The sequence below is a fragment of the Streptomyces sp. NPDC003042 genome (assembly GCF_053591315.1).
In genome coordinates, this window is sequence record NZ_JBSFTP010000006.1 from 59,461 (window position 1) to 80,377 (window position 20,917).

At 70.3% G+C, this 20,917-nt stretch carries 24 protein-coding genes; 16 read left to right on the forward strand and 8 right to left on the reverse strand.

What is annotated here, in order from left to right; translation table 11 throughout:
* Positions 1-426: 426 nt before the first annotated feature.
* The 6 genes from ACWDYJ_RS05185 to ACWDYJ_RS05210 are packed head-to-tail and all read left to right on the forward strand — an operon-like array spanning position 427 to position 3,775.
* Positions 427-843: a WXG100 family type VII secretion target gene (locus ACWDYJ_RS05185; protein WP_451564097.1), complete on the forward strand. Its 417-nt coding sequence runs from the start codon at positions 427-429 to the stop codon at positions 841-843.
* A complete protein-coding gene (locus ACWDYJ_RS05190) occupies positions 840-1,487 on the forward strand; it encodes an RNase A-like domain-containing protein (RefSeq protein WP_451564098.1) in 648 nt (215 codons plus the stop codon). Before ACWDYJ_RS05185 ends, ACWDYJ_RS05190 begins: the two co-directional genes overlap by 4 nt.
* 12 nt (positions 1,488-1,499) lie before the next feature.
* Positions 1,500-2,069 (forward strand): hypothetical protein, encoded by a 570-nt coding sequence (locus ACWDYJ_RS05195; protein ID WP_451564099.1) that lies wholly within the window; start codon positions 1,500-1,502, stop codon positions 2,067-2,069.
* Between the two features lie 22 nt (positions 2,070-2,091).
* Positions 2,092-2,790, forward strand: a complete 699-nt coding sequence (locus ACWDYJ_RS05200; RefSeq protein ID WP_451564100.1) for a hypothetical protein — start codon at positions 2,092-2,094, stop codon at positions 2,788-2,790.
* A gap of 22 nt (positions 2,791-2,812) precedes the next feature.
* Positions 2,813-3,112, forward strand: a complete 300-nt coding sequence (locus ACWDYJ_RS05205; protein WP_451564101.1) for an RNase A-like domain-containing protein — start codon at positions 2,813-2,815, stop codon at positions 3,110-3,112.
* Between the two features lie 12 nt (positions 3,113-3,124).
* Positions 3,125-3,775: a contact-dependent growth inhibition system immunity protein gene (locus tag ACWDYJ_RS05210; RefSeq protein WP_451564102.1), complete on the forward strand. Its 651-nt coding sequence runs from the start codon at positions 3,125-3,127 to the stop codon at positions 3,773-3,775.
* Here the strand turns inward: ACWDYJ_RS05210 and ACWDYJ_RS05215 are convergent.
* Both ACWDYJ_RS05215 and ACWDYJ_RS05220 read right to left on the reverse strand, forming a co-directional pair.
* Positions 3,772-3,969 carry a hypothetical protein gene (locus ACWDYJ_RS05215; protein ID WP_451564103.1) on the reverse strand — a complete coding sequence of 66 codons (198 nt, stop codon included), beginning with the start codon at positions 3,967-3,969 and terminating at the stop codon, positions 3,772-3,774. The two genes, ACWDYJ_RS05210 and ACWDYJ_RS05215, sit on opposite strands and share 4 nt — an antisense overlap.
* Before the next feature lie 10 nt (positions 3,970-3,979).
* Entirely contained in the window at positions 3,980-4,831 is an 852-nt protein-coding gene (locus ACWDYJ_RS05220) for a helix-turn-helix domain-containing protein (protein ID WP_451564104.1), read from the reverse strand.
* Positions 4,832-5,102: 271 nt separating this feature from the next.
* Between ACWDYJ_RS05220 and ACWDYJ_RS05225 the strand changes: the two genes are divergently transcribed.
* Complete coding sequence (locus ACWDYJ_RS05225; RefSeq protein ID WP_451564105.1) at positions 5,103-5,597, forward strand: ATP-binding protein; 495 nt, start codon at positions 5,103-5,105, stop codon at positions 5,595-5,597.
* A 19-nt stretch (positions 5,598-5,616) separates the two neighbouring features.
* Here the strand turns inward: ACWDYJ_RS05225 and ACWDYJ_RS05230 are convergent, their stop codons facing one another.
* Entirely contained in the window at positions 5,617-6,195 is a 579-nt protein-coding gene (locus tag ACWDYJ_RS05230; protein ID WP_451564106.1) for a TetR/AcrR family transcriptional regulator, read from the reverse strand.
* A 96-nt stretch (positions 6,196-6,291) separates the two neighbouring features.
* On the opposite strand from ACWDYJ_RS05230, the gene ACWDYJ_RS05235 reads away from it, so the two are divergent.
* Both ACWDYJ_RS05235 and ACWDYJ_RS05240 read left to right on the forward strand, forming a co-directional pair.
* Entirely contained in the window at positions 6,292-7,890 is a 1,599-nt protein-coding gene (locus ACWDYJ_RS05235) for an MDR family MFS transporter (protein ID WP_451564107.1), read from the forward strand.
* A 159-nt stretch (positions 7,891-8,049) separates the two neighbouring features.
* Positions 8,050-8,373: a nuclear transport factor 2 family protein gene (locus tag ACWDYJ_RS05240; protein ID WP_451564108.1), complete on the forward strand. Its 324-nt coding sequence runs from the start codon at positions 8,050-8,052 to the stop codon at positions 8,371-8,373.
* Here ACWDYJ_RS05240 and ACWDYJ_RS05245 read toward each other — a convergent pair whose 3' ends face one another.
* Positions 8,374-9,537: a serine hydrolase domain-containing protein gene (locus ACWDYJ_RS05245; RefSeq protein WP_451564109.1), complete on the reverse strand. Its 1,164-nt coding sequence runs from the start codon at positions 9,535-9,537 to the stop codon at positions 8,374-8,376. It abuts the gene before it with no gap.
* Between the two features lie 184 nt (positions 9,538-9,721).
* Between ACWDYJ_RS05245 and ACWDYJ_RS05250 the strand changes: the two genes are divergently transcribed.
* Positions 9,722-10,345 carry a hypothetical protein gene (locus tag ACWDYJ_RS05250; protein WP_451564110.1) on the forward strand — a complete coding sequence of 208 codons (624 nt, stop codon included), beginning with the start codon at positions 9,722-9,724 and terminating at the stop codon, positions 10,343-10,345.
* Between the two features lie 186 nt (positions 10,346-10,531).
* Here ACWDYJ_RS05250 and ACWDYJ_RS05255 read toward each other — a convergent pair whose 3' ends face one another.
* The 3 genes from ACWDYJ_RS05255 to ACWDYJ_RS05265 form a co-directional block, all read right to left on the reverse strand.
* Entirely contained in the window at positions 10,532-11,824 is a 1,293-nt protein-coding gene (locus tag ACWDYJ_RS05255; protein ID WP_451564111.1) for an extracellular solute-binding protein, read from the reverse strand.
* Between the two features lie 211 nt (positions 11,825-12,035).
* Complete coding sequence (locus ACWDYJ_RS05260) at positions 12,036-12,653, reverse strand: SMI1/KNR4 family protein (protein WP_451564112.1); 618 nt, start codon at positions 12,651-12,653, stop codon at positions 12,036-12,038.
* Between the two features lie 63 nt (positions 12,654-12,716).
* A complete protein-coding gene (locus ACWDYJ_RS05265) occupies positions 12,717-13,061 on the reverse strand; it encodes a DUF192 domain-containing protein (RefSeq protein WP_451564113.1) in 345 nt (114 codons plus the stop codon).
* A gap of 139 nt (positions 13,062-13,200) precedes the next feature.
* On the opposite strand from ACWDYJ_RS05265, the gene ACWDYJ_RS05270 reads away from it, so the two are divergent.
* Positions 13,201-13,923 carry a prepilin peptidase gene (locus ACWDYJ_RS05270; protein ID WP_451564114.1) on the forward strand — a complete coding sequence of 241 codons (723 nt, stop codon included), beginning with the start codon at positions 13,201-13,203 and terminating at the stop codon, positions 13,921-13,923.
* Positions 13,924-14,054: 131 nt separating this feature from the next.
* Here ACWDYJ_RS05270 and mgrA read toward each other — a convergent pair whose 3' ends face one another.
* Positions 14,055-15,092: an L-glyceraldehyde 3-phosphate reductase gene (mgrA, locus tag ACWDYJ_RS05275; protein WP_451564115.1), complete on the reverse strand. Its 1,038-nt coding sequence runs from the start codon at positions 15,090-15,092 to the stop codon at positions 14,055-14,057.
* Between the two features lie 128 nt (positions 15,093-15,220).
* On the opposite strand from mgrA, the gene ACWDYJ_RS05280 reads away from it, so the two are divergent.
* The 5 genes from ACWDYJ_RS05280 (at position 15,221) to ACWDYJ_RS05300 (ending at position 20,894) form a co-directional block, all read left to right on the forward strand.
* Positions 15,221-15,982, forward strand: coding sequence for an isoprenyl transferase (locus ACWDYJ_RS05280; RefSeq protein WP_451564116.1), 762 nt, complete (start codon positions 15,221-15,223; stop codon positions 15,980-15,982).
* Between the two features lie 321 nt (positions 15,983-16,303).
* The gene (locus ACWDYJ_RS05285; protein ID WP_451564117.1) at positions 16,304-17,620 is read left to right on the forward strand and encodes a PhoH family protein; all 1,317 of its coding nucleotides are present in this window, start codon (positions 16,304-16,306) and stop codon (positions 17,618-17,620) included.
* A gap of 413 nt (positions 17,621-18,033) precedes the next feature.
* Positions 18,034-18,762: an aggregation-promoting factor C-terminal-like domain-containing protein gene (locus ACWDYJ_RS05290; RefSeq protein ID WP_451564118.1), complete on the forward strand. Its 729-nt coding sequence runs from the start codon at positions 18,034-18,036 to the stop codon at positions 18,760-18,762.
* Positions 18,763-18,886: 124 nt separating this feature from the next.
* Positions 18,887-20,242 (forward strand): AI-2E family transporter, encoded by a 1,356-nt coding sequence (locus ACWDYJ_RS05295; RefSeq protein ID WP_451564119.1) that lies wholly within the window; start codon positions 18,887-18,889, stop codon positions 20,240-20,242.
* A complete protein-coding gene (locus ACWDYJ_RS05300) occupies positions 20,226-20,894 on the forward strand; it encodes a hypothetical protein (RefSeq protein WP_451564120.1) in 669 nt (222 codons plus the stop codon). Before ACWDYJ_RS05295 ends, ACWDYJ_RS05300 begins: the two co-directional genes overlap by 17 nt.
* Positions 20,895-20,917 lie beyond the last annotated feature (23 nt).

Consider the following 20,917-nt stretch of genomic DNA (forward strand, 5'->3'; position numbering starts at 1 on the left):
GCGGGTCAGCTCATTCCGTCAGGAGGTGGTCCGCGTTGCCGGCCTTGATGTCGAGGATGAGCTGGCGTAGCGCGGCCTGTCGAACGATCCCGGGCGGAGCCCGTACCTCTCCGTCAGCTACGGGACGACTCCCTGCGGCTGATCGCCTACGACGGGCACGCCACCCACGCCTCGCCGCACACTGCGAGGCCCGGCGGCGGGCCGCGCTGCGGGTCATGGGGGCGGTGGTGCGGGAGTGCGGCGGGGCGTGGGGCTTCGGGGAGTCGCGCGAGCCCGGCGGCGGGACACGGACGTGGGCCAGCCTGCCGCGGGGCGGGGCCGCCGACTACCTCCCCGCCTGACGGCGGGGTCGCGTCGGCAACTAGAGTGATCTTCGGATGCGGGGAACGTACGTACGCGGTCGCGGACAAGGCGGACGGGGGCGGGATGCACAACGCTGATCTTTATGTGGCGGAGGACGAGCTGACCAAACTCGCCAACGCCCTCGACGCCATGCAGGGTTACCTGGAACGGCAGACCGAGCAGATGGATGCCGTCGTCGACAGCATCGGGGCGGGCTGGGGCGGACCCACGGCCACCGCGTACCGCAGCCTTCATCGAGGTGTGGCCGAGGACGCCGTCCGGATCCGGCAGGTCCTGGTGCTCCTTGAGGAGGCGACCCGGCTCAGTCGCGACGGCTTCACGGAACAGGAACTGGAGGTCCTGGCCTCGATGAAGCGAGTGCAGGGCAACCAGGACGTCTCGGCGCTGGCGCGAGCCATGGCGGAGCCGGGTCCGATGCCGGCATCGCCGCCTGTCGGCCCGCAGAGCCGGCTTGGCTCACGGCACGCTTCGAGGCCATGAAGGACCCCTTGGACGAGGCCCACCTCAGCGCCCCCAAGTTCGAGGCGGGAGTGGCCCGCGCTCACGGCTTCGGCGGCCGCGCGCTGGACGAGTTCAAGGACCCGCAGCGCTGGCTCACGGAGGACAAGCAGACCGGCAAGTACACGCTGGACCTGGCGAGCAACGAGTGGCTGGACAACGGCCATACGCTGGACAAGCACGTGGGCAAGACCGACGATCAGCTCGTACAGCGGCTCCGCGACCAGCAGAACAACCCCGGGCACACCACAGACGCCTGGCCCCACGGAAAGCCCAAGATCAGTGGCTCCTCCGCCTTCCCGAACTACGAGCGGGCGCAGGAACTCACTCAGTACAACCTCAACCGGAACGCCGCCGCGATCAAGGCCTGGCTGACGGGACCGCCACCACCGGCTCCGGGAGCGACCGAACCATTTGAGTCCGAGGCGCCGAATGGCGAGGTCAGCGGGCGAAGTGTGAGCAAGGCTGCGGACCCGAGCGTCCCCGGCACCGGATACAAGGAACACGGAATGGAGGCCAGGGTGGTCGACGTGACGCACGTCGAGACGAGAATCAAGTACACCCCGGGCCGGGATCCGGCGTTCACCGTGCTGACGTCCATGCCCGCTCCCGCGCCCACTCCTTAGAAGGTTTCGTACATGTCTGTGGAACAGGCCGCGTGGGAAGCCGCGCTGCACCACCTGCACGACAACTCGTTCGCGTACATGGCCACCGGGGCCCGCGAGCATTCAGACTGGCGGCTCGATGTCCTGGCCGTGATGAACCGGGCCGTGCCCGACGCCCGGGGATGGCTGGTCTTGGATGACCACCTGGCCCCGGAGGGCGGTGGACCGGCGGAAGGGTCCTCGTACCCGTTCCTGCCTCCCAGCCTGGAACAGCTTGCCGAGCAGCTCTACGAGATCGACCCAGAGGCCGCCGCACACCAGCTGGTCGCGATGACCGACGACAGCTGCTGGCTGCCGAGGGGACTTCGGTCCTTCGCGGAAGGTCTGGACGAGCTCCTGGAGATGGCGCGCACCGTCCTCGCCCGATTCGGCCCGCAGTTCACCTGCCTCACCAACGTCACCCTGGCGTACGACAACCGGAACCCGGATTACTCCTCCTCTAGCCTGGGCCGGCACGCGATGTCCGTCTACTCGGACGACAACGGGCTCGTCGTCGTCTCCGACACCGAGGTCGGCGTCTTCTGGACCTTCGCCGACTACTGACCCACCGCGAGAGAATGGCCCCATGCTCACCCGATCCGCCACGTACCCCAACCGGGAAACCGCCCACTGGGCCACCCAGCAGGTCGTGACCGCCAACGAGCAGGTCATCCGCAGAAGGCTTTCGTGCATGTCCGTGGAACAGGCCGCCTGGGAAACCGCCGTACAGCACCTGTACGGCTCCAACTTCGCCTACATCGCCACCGGCCCCCGCCGGCACGAGGACTGGCGGCTAGACGTGCTCGACGTCATGAACCGTGCGGTCCCCGACCCACGGGGCTGGCTCACCCTGGATGACAGCATCATCGAGTGGGAGGGCGAGGGAGGGAACCTGCCGGAGGAATCGGGCCGGCAGCCCGCCTGTCCGTTCCTGCCCCCGACCCCGGACATGCTCGCGGAGCGCCTCTACGAAATCGACCGGGACGCCGCTGCCGAACAGCTGATCGCCATGACGGCCGACGGGTGCATGTTGCCGAAGGCGCTGAAGGGATTCGCAGAGAGCCTGGACGAGCTGCTCGCGGTGACCCACACCCTGCTGTCCCGCTACGGGCTTCAGGCCACCTTCCGCACCAATGTCGCCCAGGCCTACGACAACAGGCATCCCGACTACAGCTCCACTTTCCGGAGCTGGCACCAGATGTCCATCTACCCGGAGGACATCGGACTCGTCGCGGTCTCCGACACCGAGGTCGGTCTCTTCTGGACCTTCGCCGCCGACTACTGACCCACCGCGAGAGAATGGCCCCATGCTCACCAGATCCGCCACCTACCCCGACCGGGAAACCGCCCACTGGGCCACCCAGCAGGTCGTGACCGCCAACGAGCAGGTCATCCACCGCTGGCTCGCCCAGGGCACCCGCGCGCGCCTGGCCGTCGAGGCTGCGTGGCCGTCGCGGGAGGAGCCCGTCGGGCGGGTGCTTCTTCAGGCCATGGCGCTCGCCGGGCGAGAGCCCGTCGACGTACGTTCCGCCCGCGTGGTCCTGCGCCGGGAGCCGGCCAGCCCCCACGGCTTCGTCGTGCAGACCTCCGTCCCGATCTACCTCTAGAGGCCCGCCACCGTGTCCATGAAGCCCCTCGAACACGACCGCCGCTACGGCGAGCTGGACCAGGTGATGCGCGCCTACCTCGGCCAGTCCGCCGACGACACCGCCGAGAAGCGCAGCGCGGCCCTGGACGCGTACCTGCGCCACACCTGGCACACCCGGCCGTGGGCCATCGCCGAGGCGGAGCGCCAGCTGCGCGAGTACAGCCGTACGCCCCCGGGCCGCCTTCGGCTGAGCCTCGGTGAGTTCTACGCGGTCCCCGACACGGGGCTGCCGGAGTCCGCGATCCAGGACTGGCTCCTCGTCCTCGCCGACCACCTCAAGCAGAGCGTCGAGGACGGCGCGGTCCCCGCGCCCGCGACCCCGGCCACCCACTGGGAGTGGCACGCCCGCTTCCCCGAGACTGCGCAGCTGCTCGGCGGCTGGTTCTCGCAGGACATCACCGACGAGTTCCCCGACCACGACGCCGCCGTGCAGGACTACGCCGCCACCACCGACCCGCAGCTCGTGGCGCGGCTGGTCGGGGAGCTCCACGAACTGCTCGCTCTGCCCCTCGGTGAGTCGGACTACGCCCTCGCGGCTGCGGAACTCGGCATGGAGGTCGAGCCGCCGGCGCCCTACTCGTACGGCGCGTGGCTCCAGTCGGTGGCCACCGGCCTGAGCTAGTCCGTCAGCAGGTGGTCCGCCTTGCCGGCCTTGATGTCCAGGATGAGCTGGCGTAGCGCGGCCGTGCTGTCCGTGAGGTACGTGGCCTCCGCGCCCGCGATGGCGATGTAGCTGTTGCCGTCCCCGTCCACCCCGATTCTGTAGCAGGCGCTGCCTTCGGCGCAGTACGGGTCTTCCCAGGAGATGTCCGGCATCGTTGCTCCCTCAGAGGTCCTGCGCAATGGAGTGGATGAGGTCCCGTGTCCCTTGTGGGGACAGCGCGATCTTCTGCATCCAGTCCAGGTGCGCCCGGTACTTGGCCAACTGTGCCTCACCGTGCAGGTATTCGGGACCGTGCGTGCTGTCGACCTGGACGGTGTCCAGCTGGGAGACAGGTCCCTCGGCGTAGGCCAGGGTCTGTCCCGATCCCGGGAAGGCGCCCGCGCCGAACGGGATGGCGAGGACGGTGATGTTGTCCTGTTCGGACTTGCGCAGCAGGTGTTCCAGCTGCGCCTTCGCCACCTGCGCTCCGCCGAACTGCATGCGCAGGGCGGCTTCGTGCACGATTCCCGTGTACCGGGCAGGCTCGGCGGAGTCGAGTATCTGCTGACGTTCGATACGGAACGCCAGCCGCAACGCGACCTCGTGCTCCGGAAGGGGCGGAACAGCGACGCGGAAGATGGCCAGCGCGTGGTCGGAGGTCTGGAGCAGCCCGGGAACGTGAACCGTCAGCGCGGTCCGCAGGTGGGGTGAGTGCGCCTCCAGCTCGGCGATGTCGAGCAGACCGGCAGGCAGGGAGCCCCGGTAACGGTCCCACCACCCGCGTTGGTTGGGCTGGGACATCGCGACGAGGGCGTCGATGTACGCCTCGTCTGCGCAGTCGCAGTTGCAGGCCAGGGTCCGTAGCCGGTCGGCGCCGATGGTCCGGAAGCCCTGCTCGATCTGTGAGAGGCGTGGCCGGTCGATGCCGAGCAGTCCGGCCACCTTCTCTGCGGAGAGGTCGGCGGACAGTCGCATCCGCCGTAGCTCTGCTCCCAGTCGGCGCTGCCGTTCCGTCGGGGCTGGTCTGGATCCCATGCGTCCTCCCTCTGGTTGCCGCTCGCAGTCTGCCCTGTTGGGCCTCTGGGCGGCCAGCGAGCCCATATTTTCACGTACTGGTGTAAAAATGTGCACCATCGCGCTACAGTGGGTAACGCACCGCTCACGCAGGGCAGTTGAAGTGCATCGCCGCAGCATGCCTCCGGCCTCGGCGACGAGCCACGCTCCCCGTCCGCGTCAGCCACCCGTGCGCGCCGAGCTCACCGCAGTCACGTCAGCCCACCAGCCACGTCACGCCAGGGAGTACGCGATGCCCGCCCCCTCCACCTCCTGCCCGGTGTCCCCGCCCGCTCCGGCGGGGGACGGGCCGCCGTCGCCCGAGTCGCTGAGTTGCAGCTTCACCGTGCCCGGGGCCCCGTACAGCGCGCAGATCGCGCGGAACGCCGTACGGTCCGTGCTGCACGTGTACCGGCTCGACCCGCTCGCGGACGCCGCCGTGCAGGTGACCGGGGAGCTCATGGCCGCCGCCTGGCAGCTCGATCCCGGGCGGAGCCTGTACCTCTCCCTCCGCTACCGGGACGACTCCCTCCGGCTGATCGCCTACGACGGGCACGCCGCCCACGCCCACCCCCGCCTCGCCGCGCACTGCGAGGCCCGGCGGCGGGCCGCGCTGCGGGTGATGGGGGCGGTGGTGCGGGAGTGCGGCGGGGCGTGGGGGTTCGGGGAGTCGCGGGAGCCCGGTGGGGGGACGCGGACCTGGGCGAGCCTGCCGCGGGGCGGTGCCGCCGGGTATCTGACGGGCTGACCGGTGGGCCGTCGGTGCGTTATGCCCCGTGGTGGGCCTGGGTGATGAGGTCCGTCGCGACCTCCAGGGCCGCCTGGCGGGTCTCCTCCGGGTCGCCCTCCACGTGCTGGAGGAACATCATCCCCGCGTGCAGCGTGAAGAGGGCGCTCACGCAGCGGACCTGGTCCGTCAGTGGGCCCTCCTCCGTGCGCAGCAGTTCCACCAGCGTGAAGAGCCGGCGCTTGACCGTCTCGCCGATGGTCAGCTCCCGCATGGTCGCCTGGTTCTCCTGCATGAAGCGGTACAGCTGCGCGCCCGCCGCCATGGCCTCGCTGTAGCGCCGCAGTACTTCCCGCTTCATCTCCAGCGTCGGCGGCTGCTCCTGCGCCCACTCGATCAGCTCGTCGATCGGGCGCGTCACGTCGTCGAAGACGCTGATGATGATGTCTTCCTTGGTCTTGAAGTGGTAGTACAGCGCCGCCTTCGTGACCTCCAGCCGCTCCGCGATCTCGCGCAGCGACGTCTTCTCGTATCCCTGTTCGGCGAACAGCTCCAGCGCGATGTCCTGGATGCGCTGGCGCGTGTTGCCGCGCCGCTGCTGCGGACCGCTGCTGGGCATGTTGCTCCCTACACGTACTTACTTGACGACCGGCTAGTTACGGGACTAACTTCCCCATGATAGTAACTAGCCGGGCGGCAAGTAAGTGGAGTGGACATGAGTGAGGCAGTCGAAGCGGCCGGGACCTCCCGGGAGGTGAAGCCGCGCAGCCTGCGCGTCGTCCTCATGGCGCTCATGATCGCGATGCTGCTGGCCATGCTGGACAACATGATCATCGGCACCGCGATGCCCACCATCGTCGGTGAGCTCGGCGGTCTGGAACACCTCTCCTGGGTGGTCACCGCCTACACCCTCGCCACCGCCGCCTCGACCCCCATCTGGGGAAAGATCGGCGACATGTACGGGCGGAAGGGCTCCTTCCTCACTTCGATCGTCATCTTCCTCATCGGCTCCGCCCTCAGCGGCATGGCCCAGGACATGGGCCAGCTGATCGGCTTCCGGGCCGTCCAGGGCCTGGGCGCCGGCGGTCTGATCGTCGGCGTCATGGCGATCATCGGCGACCTGATACCGCCCCGTGAGCGCGGCAAGTACCAGGGCATGATGGCCGGTGTGATGGCGCTCGCCATGATCGGCGGGCCCCTGGTCGGCGGCACCATCACCGATCACATGGGATGGCGCTGGTCCTTCTACATCAACCTCCCGCTCGGCGCCGTGGCGCTGGCGATGGTCACCGCCGTGCTCCACCTGCCCAAGAAGAAGGCGCAGGGGAAGATCGACTACTGGGGTGCGGGCCTGCTGACCCTCGCCATCACCTCGACCGTGCTGGTCACGACCTGGGGCGGCACCGAGTACGCCTGGGGCTCCGGCGAGATCATCGGCCTGGGCGCCGTCGGCCTGCTGGCCTTCGCCGCCTTCCTCTACGCCGAGACCAAGGCCGCCGAGCCGGTCCTGCCGCTGCACATCTTCCGCAGCCGCAACTTCACCCTCATGTCGGTGATCGGCTTCCTCGTCGGCTTCGCCATGTTCGGCGGCGTGCTCTACCTGCCGCTGTTCCAGCAGTCGGTGCAGGGCGCCTCCGCCACCAACTCCGGGCTGCTGCTCCTGCCCATGCTGCTCTCGATGATGGTCGTCTCGCTCATCGCGGGCCGGGTCACCACCAACAGCGGCAAGTACAAGGTCTTCCCGATCGTCGGCGGCGCCTGCATGGTCGTCGGGATGTTCCTGCTCGCGACGATGGACACCGGCACCTCGCGCCTGGTCTCCGGCGTCTACATGGCCGTCCTCGGCGCCGGTCTCGGCTTCCTGATGCAGATCACCATGCTGGTCGCGCAGAACAGCGTCGAGATGAAGGACATGGGTGTCGCCTCCTCCTCGGCCACCCTCTTCCGTACGCTCGGCGGCTCCTTCGGCGTGGCCCTGATGGGCTCGCTCTTCACCACCCGGGTCACCGACACCATGGCCGACCGGCTGGGCCCGGAGGCCGCCACCGCCGCGGGCTCCGCCCAGCTGGACGCGGCGAGCCTGGCCAAGCTGCCGGAGGCGGTGCGCGACGCGTACCAGCACGCGGTGGCCGCCGGTACGCACTCGGCGTTCCTGCTGGGCGCGGTGATCGCCGTACTGGGCTTCGCGGCCGCCTGGTTCGTCAAGGAGGTCCCGCTGCGGGGCGCGGGTCCCGGCGCGGACGCCGGTCCGGGTCCGGGTCCGGCCGAGGCCGCCAAGTCCGCCCCGGTGCAGCGGGATTCACTCGCCCACTAGCAACGCGGACGCGCGGGCGGGTCCGCGGCCCCCGGCTCCCCTGACACGCCGACCGGCGGCGAACGGGTGAGGGTCGGGGCCCCGGACCCGCCCGCGGTGTTCCCTGGTCGCGCGCGGCCCCGTACGCGCAGCCGACGTACGCCCGACCAGGAGGCTTCCGTGATCGACCCGGCCCAGCTGACCGACCCCGCCGTCCGCGCCTTCGTCACCGCCGTCAACGCCGGGGACCAGGACGCCTTCATGGCGGTCCTCACCCCCGACGCGACCATGTCCGACGACGGCTCCGACCGTGACCTCGGCCAGTGGGCGGACAAGGAGATCTTCTCCTCCGGCGGACAGATGGCGGTCGTCTCCGAGTCCGACGGCGGCCGCGCCCTGGTCGTCGACTACCGCAACGACACCTGGGGCGAGATGCGCACCGCCTGGCGCTTCGACGTCACCCCGGACGGCCGCGTCAGCCGCTTCGAGACCGGCCAGGCCTGACTACCGCTCCACGGGCCCGCCCAGGGGCCGGTCCAGAGCCCGCGCCACCTTCAGCACCGCCGCCGTCAGGCGCCCGTTCTCCGGTGCCTGGCCGCCCGGGAAGCCGAAACGGCGGCGCGTGTACCCGTACGCGATCCCCGTGACCGGGTCGGCGAAGCCCAGGCCGCCCGCCGCCCCGGAGTGGCCGAAGGCCTGCGGGCCCACCGCGTGCTGCTGCTCGAAGCCCAGCCCGAAGTGGTCCTTGTCCGGGGTGACCAGGTCCTGGCCGGGGGTGTGCAGCCGGGCGAACTCGGCCGCCGTGTCCGGCTTCAGCAGCGCGGCCCGGCCGCCCCGCTCGCCGATGGCCGCCGCGTACAGGGCCGCCACACCGCGCGCCGTGCCGATGCCGCCCGCCGAGGCGGGCCCCAGGGCCCGCACCATGGGGTGGTTGGCGTACGTGACGAGGTCCATCGGGGGTTCCCGGTGGGCGTTGAAGGCGATCTTCATCAGGCCGGACGGCGCCCCGAGCGCGGCCAGGGCCGCCGCCTGCCCCGGCGTCGGCAGCATCTCCAGGACCGGCTTCCACCGGGCCTCGTGCGCGGTCGGCAGCCCCATGTAGAGGTCCAGCCCGTACGGCGCCCGTACGCGCTCCTCATAGACCTCCTGGAGCGACCTGCCCGTCACCCGCCGCACCAGCTCGCCGGTCAGCGCGCCGATCACGAAGGCGTGGTAGCCGTACGCCGTGCCGGGCTCCCAGTACGGCTTCTGCGTGGCCAGGCGGGCCGCGATGAAGGCGTCGTCCGCCATCTCCTCGTAGGAGAACCCCTGGTCCGAGTTGATCAGCCCGGACCCGTGCGCGATCAGCTGCCGTACCGTCAGCCGCTCCTTGCCGTCCCCGGTGAACTCCGGCCAGTACGCCGTCACCGGACGCTCCAGGTCCAGTACGCCGTCCTGCACGAGCAGCGCCACCACCAGGTGCGCGGCGCCCTTGGTGATCGAGTAGACCCCGCTCAGGGTGTCGCCGTCGGTGTCCTCCCCGCCCCACAGGTCCACCACGGTCCGCCCGTGGTGACGTACCGCGAGCTGCGCCTCGGGCGGGTTCGGCTCGGCCGCCACGAAGGCCTCGAACTCCTCCCGGACCGACTCCCAGCCCGCCGCCACCGTGCCGTCCACCGTCACGCTCATGTCATCCCCCATGGCCGTACGACGGATCGTTTCCGTCGTCCGAAGCACAGCCAAGCAGGTGCGGTCGGGTCATATTCCTGGCGCGGCGGGGAGTTCGTCAGGTGTGCGTCGGCTGCCCGCTCCGTACGGGTGAACGCGCGCCCGGCGTCGTTCCGGCCCGCCGCGGGGGCCCGTTGGGCCGGGCATGAAGCCCACCCGTACCGCAGCCCTCGCCCTCGCCGCCGCCGCGGCCCTCCTTCCCGCCCTCGTCCAGGGGGCCGCCACCGCCGCGCCCGCGACGGCGTACCTCCAGGATCCGGCCGGCGGCGAGAAGGCCATGAAGTCGATGTGGACCAAGGACGACCAGCACAAGGTGGAGGCGCAGTTCCGCTTCCACCCGGGGGTGCAGTACAAGACGGTCACCCGGCCCGGTCCCGAGGGCGCCCAGGAGTGGGAGCGCGAGGTCCCCGACCCCAAGACGCTGGCGTGGCTGCCCTCGTACGAGTTCGCCTGGTCGGTGTCCGATTCGACGCTGGTCAAGAAGGCCCTGACCACCAAGGAGGGCAAGCACCCGGTCGCCCTGCACGCGGTGCTGCGCGACGCGAAGCGCGCGAAGGTGGCGGAGGTGCGCGAGGAACTGGCCGGTCAGCCGGCGACGGGGCGTCACCAGGTCGCGGGCGCCAAGCGGATCACATGTGACACCGGTGAGTACACGGTGGAATGGTCGGTTACACGCTCGGGCTTCGGGACGCTCACGGGCACCCTGCGCTGGGATTCCAGCTGCGCGGAGTACCGCACGGCGTTCTCCGCGAAGAACGGCCAACGCTGAGGGCGGGCCGGGGCCGGGGCCGGGGCCGGGCGGAGAGCGGGAGGGAGGAGGCCGGCCGCCCCGTGCACCTCGTGAGTGCTCGGCGGGCGACTGGGCCGGCGGCCTCGGATCAAGTGCCGTCACAGCCATACTGCCGCACGGGATGGGGTGCGGCAGGGAGGCGAAGGTCCCGTGTCGAGGGGTCCTTCAGTTCTTCTTCTTCTTGCCGGCCTCGGTCGCCTTCGTGGCGATGTCCTCCAGGACGGACTTGGGGTCGCCGGAAGGATCCACGGCGCGGCCGATGTTCCGCTTGATGGTGTCGCTGACCGTCACCCAGGACGGGTTGTTCACCGGGTACAGCTGGGCGCCGCGCAGGGCGGTCAGGAACTGCACGTCGGTACTGTCGAGTCCGCCGCCCGCGGGAGTGCGGGAGGCGGAGACCGTCGAAGGCAGCAGGTGGTAGCGGCCCGCGAAGTCCGACAGGGTCTTGTCCTGGTAGACGAACTCCAGGAACGTGCCGATCTGCTCGCGCTTGCCGTTCTGCTTGAACGCCATCATCCAGTCGGCGACGCCCACGGTCGGCGGCGTCTCCTCGCGGCCGAGGCTGTCCGAGACCGGCATCGACACGGCTTCCACGGTGATGCCCTTGGCACGCGCCTCGTGCAAGAGCGAGGGATAGCCGTTGAGCATGCCGACCTCGCCGCGCAGGAAGGCGGAGAAGGCGTCGGCGCGGTTGAGCTGCGACGGCGGCGTCGGGCCGAGCAGGCCCGGCGTGACCAGGTTCTCCCTGATCCAGCGGAACGTATAGACGTTCTGCTCCGACGCCAGGCTGAGGTTGCCGCTGCTGTCGACGTAGCCGCCGCCGTTGCTGAGCTCCCAGATCATCGCCTCCGCGTGCGCCTCCTCCGGGCCCAGCGGCATGGCGTAGGGGTACTTCACACCCTTGTCCTTCAGCGCCTTGGCGGCGGCCTTCAGATCCGACCAGGTCTTGGGCGCGGCGGAGACACCGGCCTTGGTGAACAGGGCCTGGTTGTAGAAGAGGAGGCGGCTGCTCGCCACGAAGGGCAGGCCGTAGAGGGTGCTGCCGACTGAACCGGCCTCGGCGAGGGGCTGGAGGAAGTTCGCCTCCGCGGTGACCGAGAGCAGCTCGTCGGCGGAATAGAGCTTGCCCTGCGCCGCGAAATCCGAATAGGAGCCCATGAGCGCCATGTCCGGCGCGTTGCCGGCCTTGACCATACGGGAGACCTCGCGGTCGATGTCGGCCCACGGGAGGAGCTGCACCTCGACCTTGATGCCGGGGTGGGAGGCGGTGAAATCGGCCGTCGCCTTGTCCCAGAAGGCCTTGGAACTGTTGGCCGAACTGTCGCCGTATTCGGCGGCGACCAGGCGCAGCGTGGTGCCGTCACCGTCGTCGCCCGCGGGACTCCCGCAGCCGGACAGCGGTACCAGCAGACCGAACACGACCGCCGTGGCGGCCGCGCCGAACATTCTTCGTCGCACGAGTGACTTCCCTGTTTTTGGGTACGTTGGCCGGAATTCTCTCCTGACGACAGGGCGATTGGTGCCATTGGGGCGGCAGTTGTGTTCAATGCTCCAACTGCGGCCTTTCCGGCTGGTGTTTTCCGATATGTGATCAACAAGCCGGACGCGCGTAGACATGCCGAAAAGCCCGTTTCCTGCCGGGAAACGGGCTGTAGGGCTCGGAGGCGCGTTAGTCGGCCAACTCGCCCGCGTAAGGGTCGGGCTCGCCCGTCTCGGGGTTCCGGCCCTCCTGCCAACGCCGCTGCGCCTTGCGCCAGTGCACGAAGCTGAGGTGGTCGCCGTCCCAGAAGGTGATGCTCACGGGGTTCACGTCGAACTCGTCGGAACACAGCAGCAGCAGGAATTCGGCCATGCCGTACGGATGCACCGCGAAGGAATCGGCGGTGTGCCGTCCGACCACCAGGACCGGCCAGCGCTCCGGGTCGGGATCGGAGGTGAGCCAGCACAGGATGTCGGACCCGCCGGCGACACCCCAGGCGATGATCGACTCCGGATCCACGTCGAAGGCGGCCCGGCCACCCCCGGCCACCCACGCCTGGCGGGCATTGGCGGTCTCCTCGGCCATCTCCGCCGGGTCCCACTGGAGCCCCGGCTTGGGCAGCGGCAGCAGGATGCTGGCCTCGCCGTTGATGGACCCCGCGCCGAAGCGCCCCATGAACGCGACGAAGTCGGCCGGGAACCTCGTCCCCCAGACGGCCTCCGCCGCCTGCCAGTCGATGTCCTCGTCGGCTCCATGCGTCGCCGGCATGATCTGCTCCAGCGCCTTGATGCGCGCGTTCTCCGTCATGCCGCTCCCCTGACACACACCCCAGCTCAACCGCCCCAACCTACCGCCCAGGGGCCCCACGACCTAGAGGATGTCCACCCGGCTTCCGGCGCGCAGCCCCCACCGCTCCATCGCCCCGGCCTCGGCCTCCAGCACGTGCCGCGCCCGCAGCCGCGGGCGGCCGAGCCTCCCCGGGACCATCGTCACGACATCCAGCACCCGCAAGCCGCGGTCCAGGTAGGCGACATCGATGGCGAACCCCATACGAAACGTGTGCACGCTCGCCGCGGGGGTCAGCAGCATCGCGCCCTCGATCCCGTCCCGCCCGAGCAGCCCCCGCGTCCGCGCCCGATACGAGGCGGCCACCTCCAATGCCACCACCAACCCGCCCACCCGCAGGATCCCCGGCCCATCGCGCCACTGCCTCATGGCGGCCACCCTAGGGCCGGGGCCGGGGACGACACCCCGCCCCGGCACCGGCACCGGCCCCCACCCGCACCCCCGCCCGGCCAGGGCTTGGGCCCCCGGGCCCATCCCGCCACCGCCCGCCCGCGCCTACCGTCACCGGATGAGCCTGGTCCTGATCACCCTCGCGGCCGCGTACGGCATCGCCGCCGGCCTGCTGCTGCCCCGCCCCGCGTACCGGCTCTCCGTACCGCCGGAGGACCCCTGGCAAGGCCGCTGCCCCGACGGTCACCCCCTCGCCGGCTGGCTCGGCCCCGCCCGCTGCCCGGGGCGGGGCCCCACCTACGGCCCCCGGCCCGCGCTCGCCGCCGCCGTCACCGCCGCCGCGACAACGGCCCTGGGCGCAGCCGTCGGCCCCCGCCCCGAGGCAGTGGTCTTCGTCGTCCTCACCCCGGTGCTCGTCCTGCTCTCCCTCGTCGACCTCGCCGTGCACCGGCTGCCCGACGTCCTGACCCTCCCGCTCGGCGCCGCCGCCGCCGCCCTCCTCGGCGCGGCCGCCCTGCTCCCCGGCTCCGCCGGGTCCTGGCGGCTGGCGCTGCTGGGCGGGGGAGCGCTCTGGGCCTCGTACCTGCTCCTGCACCTGATCAACCCCGCCGGCCTGGCGCGCGGCGACGTCAAGCTGGCGCTGCCCCTCGGCGTCGCTCTTGGGTGGTACGGGTGGGGGGTATGGATGGCGGGGGCGTTCCTGGGGTTCCTCTACGGGGCCGTATACGGTCTGGCCCTTGTGTTGCGGGGCCGGGCGACATCGAGGACCGGATTCGCCTTCGGGCCCTTCATGGCCGCCGGAACGCTCACCGGATTGCTGCTCGGTGGATTCGGAGCGTAATCATCGCGCGGTGTTGCACGCAGCACGCTTTACGAAGGGTTATGGTGGAACCCCCCCCTCGGGCCGGTCCGTATCCCCCCCACGGACCGGCCCGTTTTTTGTTTCCGCCGCCACAGGGGGGAACGCGCAGGTCAGCCCCGCTGGGCCCAGATGTTGGTGCCGGGGGTGGAGACCGCGAAGGAATCGATCTCCTTCAGTTCCTGCTCCGACAGCGGCGCACCGGACAGCGCGGCCACATTCTCTTCCAGCTGCTTCACGCTCGACGCGCCGATCAGCGCCGACGTCATCCGGTCGTCCCGCAGCACCCACTGCAGCGCCAGCTGCGCCAGCGACTGCCCGCGCCGCGCGGCGATCTCGTTCAGCCCGTTCAGGCGGCGGACGACCTCCTCCGAGAGCAGGTCGGGGCTCAGGGACTTGCCCTGCGTGGCCCGCGAGCCCGCCGGGATGCCCTGGAGGTACTTGCCGGTCAGCAGCCCCTGGGCGAGCGGCACGAAGGAGATGCAGCCCATGCCGGCCTCCTCCAGTGTGTCCAGCAGGCTGTCCTCTTCCGTCCAGCGGTTGATCATGGAGTACGAGGGCTGGTGGATCAGCGGCCGCACCCCCATGTCGACGAGGATCCGCGCCGCCTCGGCCGTCTGCTCGGCCGTGTACGAGGACACGCCGACGTACAGCGCCTTGCCCTGCCGCACCGCGGACGCGAGCGCGCCCATGGTCTCCTCCAGCGGGGTGTCCGGGTCGAAGCGGTGCGAGTAGAAGATGTCGACGTAGTCCACTCCCATCCGCTTCAGCGAGGCGTCGAGCGAGCCGAGCAGGTATTTGCGGCTGCCCCACTCGCCGTACGGGCCGGGGTGCATCAGGTAGCCGGCCTTGGTGGAGAGGACCAGCTCCTCGCGGTGGGCCGCGAAGTCCTGGGCGAAGACCTTGCCGAAGTTGAGCTCGGCCGAGCCGGGCGGCGGGCCGTAGTTGTTGGCCAGGTCGAAGTGGGTGACGCCGAGGTCGAAGGCCCGGCGCAGGATGGCACGCTGGGACTCCAGCGCCGTGTCGTCACCGAAGTTGTGCCACAGGCCGAGGGAGACGGCGGGGAGCCTCAGGCCGCTGTGGCCGGTGCGCCGGTACTCCATGGAGTCGTAGCGCGAGGGGTCTGCCCGATAGGGATTGTTATCAGTCACGATGTCCTCCCTATCACGTACGTGTGACGGACCGAGTTGGGTACCCGATCCCGCCGCGCAGTAATGTGGCGGCCTCGGGGGAGGACCGCAATTCGCACGGGGGCTTTGCACGGAGGGGCTGGAAGATCGTGAAGCTGCGCGACCTGGTGTACAGGCTCTATGCACGCCGGGTGGAAGGCCGCCTCGACCATGACGCGGCGCCCAAGCACATCGGCGTCATCCTGGACGGAAACAGGCGCTGGGCCAAGGCGTCCGGAGGTACGACGGAGCAGGGCCATCAGGCCGGAGCCGACAAGATCTCCGAGATGCTGGGCTGGTGCACCGAGACGGACGTCGAGGTCGTCACCCTGTGGATGCTCTCCACGGACAACCTCGACCGGCCGGAGGTCGAGCTCCGCCCGCTGCTCAACATCATCGAGAACACCGTCCGCGGCCTCGCCGCCGACGGCCGCTGGCGCGTCCACCACGTCGGGAACCTGGACATCCTGCCCGGCCGGACCCAGTCCGTGCTGAAGGAGGCCGAACAGGCCACGCACGACGTCGAGGGGATACTGGTCAACGTCGCCGTCGGGTACGGCGGCCGGCAGGAGATCGCGGACGCGGTCCGCTCGCTGCTCCTGGAACACGCCGAGAAGGGCACCTCCTTCGAGGAGCTCGCCGAGGTCCTGGACATCGACCACATCGCGGAGCACCTCTACACGCGCGGCCAGCCCGACCCGGACCTCGTGATCCGCACCAGCGGCGAGCAGCGCCTGTCCGGATTCATGCTGTGGCAGAGCGCCCACTCGGAGTACTACTTCTGCGAGGTCTTCTGGCCGGCCTTCCGCAAGGTCGACTTCCTGCGCGCGCTGCGCGACTACGCCGCCCGTCACCGGCGGTACGGAACCTGAGCCCCCGGGGGCCGTATTCGCCCCCACGCCCCCGCCGTCCCCCCTCGCGAGGCCTTCACCAGGGGTTCACCGAGCGTCCGTCATATGCCATGGCATGGCGGCGCTTGTTCGAGGGCATACCCCTAGCAGGTCGACGTCCGATCCACGGGTGTCGAGTCTCAGCGGACGGCACAGGGCCGTCCGCCCGGGAGGCCCTTTGCACCAGGACGCGCGTGCGGTTCGCACGGACGGATTGGAGGGCCGGAAAGCGGCCCTTGCATTGGCGCCGTTGACCGGTCCGGTCTTCATGGCCCGACCTCTTCCGAGGGGGTACGTCCTTCCGTGGTGACCAGCACAAAGCGCCGCCTGCCCGACAGGCGGACCTACGTCCTCGACACCAGCGTCCTGCTGGCAGACCCCAACGCGATCACCCGCTTCGACGAGCACGAGGTCGTGCTCCCGATCGTGGTGATCACCGAGCTGGAGGCAAAGAGGCACCATCCCGAACTCGGCTACTTCGCGCGTCAGGCCCTGCGCCTGCTCGACGACTTCCGGGTCCGCTACGGTCGCCTCGACGCACCCATCCCGTTGGGCGATCTGGGCGGGAGCCTGCGTGTCGAGCTCAACCACTCCGACCCGGGTGTCCTGCCCCAAGGCTTCCGGCTGGGGGACAACGACTCGCGGATCCTCGCCGTCGCCCGCAACCTCCAGGCCGAGGGCTACGACGTCACGGTTGTCTCGAAGGATCTCCCCCTGCGGATCAAGGCCTCCTCCGTGGGGCTGCTCGCGGAGGAGTACCGCGCGGAGCTCGCCATCACCGATGCCGGCTGGACCGGCATGAGCGAACTCTCCCTCTCCGGCGAACAGGTGGACCTCCTCTACTCCGAGGAGCGGCTGTACGTGGAAGAGGCCGCCGAACTGCCCGTCCACACCGGGCTGGTCCTGCGGTCCGAGCGCGGCAAGGCGCTGGGCCGGGTCACGTCCGACGGCAACGTGAAGCTCGTACGGGGTGACCGCGAGGCCTTCGGGCTGCACGGCCGCAGCGCCGAGCAGCGCATCGCCCTCGACCTGCTGCTCGATCCGGAGATCGGGATCATCTCGATGGGCGGCCGGGCCGGTACCGGCAAGTCGGCGCTCGCGCTGTGCGCGGGCCTGGAGTCGGTGCTGGAGCGGAGGCAGCATCAGAAGGTGATGGTCTTCCGGCCGCTGTACGCGGTGGGCGGGCAGGAGCTCGGCTATCTGCCCGGGGACGCGTCCGAGAAGATGAGCCCCTGGGCGCAGGCGGTCTTCGACACCCTCTCGGCGGTCGCCGGGCGGGAGGTCATCGAGGAGGTGCTGGGCCGCGGGATGCTGGAGGTCCTGCCGCTGACGCACATCCGCGGACGCTCGCTGCACGACGCCTTCGTGATCGTCGACGAGGCGCAGTCCCTGGAACGCAACGTCCTGCTGACCGTGTTGTCCCGTATCGGCACCAACTCGCGCGTCGTGCTCACCCACGACGTCGCGCAGCGGGACAACCTGAGGGTCGGCCGGTACGACGGAGTCGTGGCCGTCGTCGAGAAGCTGAAGGGGCATCCGCTCTTCGCCCACGTCACGCTGACGCGCTCGGAGCGCTCTCCGATCGCCGCGCTGGTCACGCAGATGCTGGAGCAGCTGTAATCCAGAAAGGGTCAAAAACCCCATAGCGGAATGAAGAGTTGGCGCCGCCCGGCAAAGGCCCAGAGCCTAGCCGGGCGGCGCCGCGACGCACAGGCCTTTTTCGAAAACAACCGCGACATCCCAGGTGTGACCTTTCCCACGCAACGCAGAATTGCCCTTCGGCGTCGAGGTCCGGCAGAGTCTGGTTTCCGTCAGGCCCCCGCATACGGCACACCTGTATCCCCCGTGGGATGCGCGCAGCACCACAACTCCACAGCCGATGGCCGTATGCCGCCCGAGTTTCACGCGGCAGCCCCCGCAAGGGAGTTGCCCACGGGCCCGCGCCTCCAGTGACCGCATCACCACGGAGGCCAGTGTCCAGGGGCACTCTCGCGCCCGCGCGGTCACTGCGGACGCTGCTGGAAGGACACCGTGTGAGCCGGATTTCGGTCCGGGGGTTCGCAGTGGCTTCGGCCACCGCGGTCACCACCGTCGGCGCAGTCGTAGGCGTTGCCACTGGTGACGCCTCCTCGAACGACCTCGAGACGACCGCGTCCGGCGCGACGCTCCTCGCGGACATCCCCGTCGGCGAACAGGTCGATGTCCAGAGCGGCACCCTGACGCAGCAGGCCGACGCCATCGCGCTCGCCGCCGACGCCGACGCCAAGCGCTCGACGGAGGAGGCCGCCCGCCTCCAGGCCGCCGAGGACGCCAAGGCCAAGAAGGCCGAGGCCGAGAAGGCCGCCGCGGACGCCAAGGCGAAGAAGGCCGAAGCCGACGCGAAGGCCAAGGCGGAGCGCGAGGAGCGGGACGAGGTCGCCAGCCGGTCCTCGACCCGCGACGCCGACGCGTTCGCACCGCAGTCCTCGTACACGGTCGCGCAGGTCAAGGCCATCGCCCAGCAGATGGTCCCGGCCAGCCAGTTCCAGTGCTTCTCCAACATCATCAACGCGGAATCCACCTGGAACTACAAGGCCGTGAACTCGTCCTCGGGCGCCTACGGTCTGGTCCAGGCGCTTCCCGGTACGAAGATGGCCTCGGCCGGAGCCGACTGGCGCACCAACCCGGCCACCCAGATCAAGTGGGGCCTGGGCTACATGAACGAGCGCTACGGCAGCCCGTGCGAGGCCTGGACCTTCCACCAGGGCAACGGCTGGTACTAGAGCCGGCCCACTCAACCTCGAGGAGCCCCGCACCGTCCTACGGTGCGGGGCTCCTCGCGTGTACGGTCTTTCGAGGTGTGACCGTACGAGGCGCACGGCACGGCGGGCGGGGGAAGGGAACGACATGGCGAAGAGAGCGGGCTGGCTCGGCCGGCTCGGGAGCAGGCTGAGCCGGATGGAGGCCCGCCTCCAGGAGCGGCGTGCCGAGGTCGAGGCGGAGGCTTCCGAGCCGCCGCCGCTGCTGCCCCCTTCCACCGTGGCTGCCGCCGAGGCGGGGGGCCCCCTACCCCCGGTCGCGCGCGCGGACGTCGCGCTGCCCGAGCGGCCCGACCCGGTGGCCGTGATCCCGTGGGGGGTGCGGGTCGCCGCCGAGGCCAGCTGGCGGCTCCTGCTGCTCGCCGGACTGCTCTGGGTGCTGATGAAGGTGATCAGCGAAGTACGCCTGGTCGTCCTCGCCTTCGCCGCCGCCCTGCTGGTCACCGCGATGCTCCAGCCGTTCGTGGTCCGGCTGCGCCGGCTCGGCCTGCCGCGCGGGCTCGCGACCGCCGTCACCGCCTTCCTCGGCTTCGTCGTCATCGGACTGGCCGGCTGGTTCGTGGTCTGGCAGGTCATGGAGAACCTCGACGACCTCTCCGACCGGCTCCGCGACGGCATCGACGAACTCAAGCGCTGGGCACTGGACAGTCCGTTCCACGTGACCGAGAAGCAGATCAACGACATCGCGAAGAACCTCAGCGAGACGATCGGCACCAACACCGAGCAGATCACCACTGCCGGACTGCAAGGCGTGACGGTGCTCGTCGAGGTGATGACGGGCATGCTGCTCGCGATGTTCTCGACGCTGTTCCTGCTCTACGACGGCAAGCGCATCTGGACCTGGGTGCTCGGCCTGGTCCCCGCGGCCGCCCGCCCCGGACTCGCGGGCGCCGGTCCGCGCGCCTGGCGCACCCTGACCGCGTACGTGCGCGGCACGGTGCTCGTCGCGCTCATCGACGCCGTCTTCATCGGCCTGGGCCTCTACTTCCTCGACGTGACGATGGCCGTGCCGCTCGCCGTCTTCATCTTCCTGTTCGCCTTCATCCCGCTCGTCGGCGCCGTGGTCTCCGGCGCCCTCGCGGTGGTCGTGGCCCTGGTGACGCAGGGTCCGTTCATCGCGCTGATGGTGCTGCTCGTGGTCCTGGCGGTGCAGCAGATCGAGGGACACGTGCTCCAGCCGTTCATCCTGGGCCGGGCGGTACGGGTCCACCCGCTCGCGGTGGTCCTCGCGGTGGCCGCGGGCGGGATGATCGCGGGCATCGGCGGCGCGGTGGTCGCCGTACCCCTGGTGGCCGTCACCAACACGGCGGTCGGCTACCTGAGGGCGTACTCGCGCGAGCAGTACGAGGGAGCCGCGGCCCCGGTCGCGGCCGGTCCCGCGCCGCACGGGGCCACCGCCGTCGGTGGGACGCCGGGGGAGGCCGGGGATGATCAGCGAGCCTGAGCTGGAGGGCGAGTGGTCCTCGGACCGCCCGGCCGAGTTGGCTCGGCCGCCCGCGCCGGGGGAGCGGTTACGGGGACCGCGTGCGCCCTGGCTGTGGGCCCTGGGCGGGGCGGTGCTGGCCTCGGCGGTGTGGGCGGGGGCGCTGGTCGTGCGGGAACGTTACGCGGACGCCGGCCCGCCGATCGCCTACCGGCACGCCGAGGACCTGTGCAAGGAGGAGCCGCTGAAGGCACTCGGCGGGCTGGCCGGGGGGTTCGAGTCGGGCAGACCGATTCATGGTGAAAGTCCCGCCCCCGACTGGTCGTACTGCGAGCTCGACACGCAGACGTCCGGGGTCTCCTACCATGCCCAGCTGCTGGTCGAACTGCACAAGAAGACCGACCCCGAGCCGGAGTTCGGGGCCGGCCCCGGGTTCGATGTCGGCGGTGGCCGGGCGCTCGTCGAGGTGCGGCAGGTTCCCGGGCTGGGGGAGCGGGCGTTGTTCTTCCCGCACATCGTGGTGCCCCGGCTCCAGGTGGTCGACGGCGGGGCGGTCTTCACGCTCACCGCCCAGACGTGGGCGGACGACGGGGAGCCCGAGCCCGACGAGGACGCCGTCACGGCGGCGATGATCGAGGACATGCGCGTCCTGATGGCCCGGCTGCGGAAGTGAACGACCGTGCCCCCGCCGCCGGG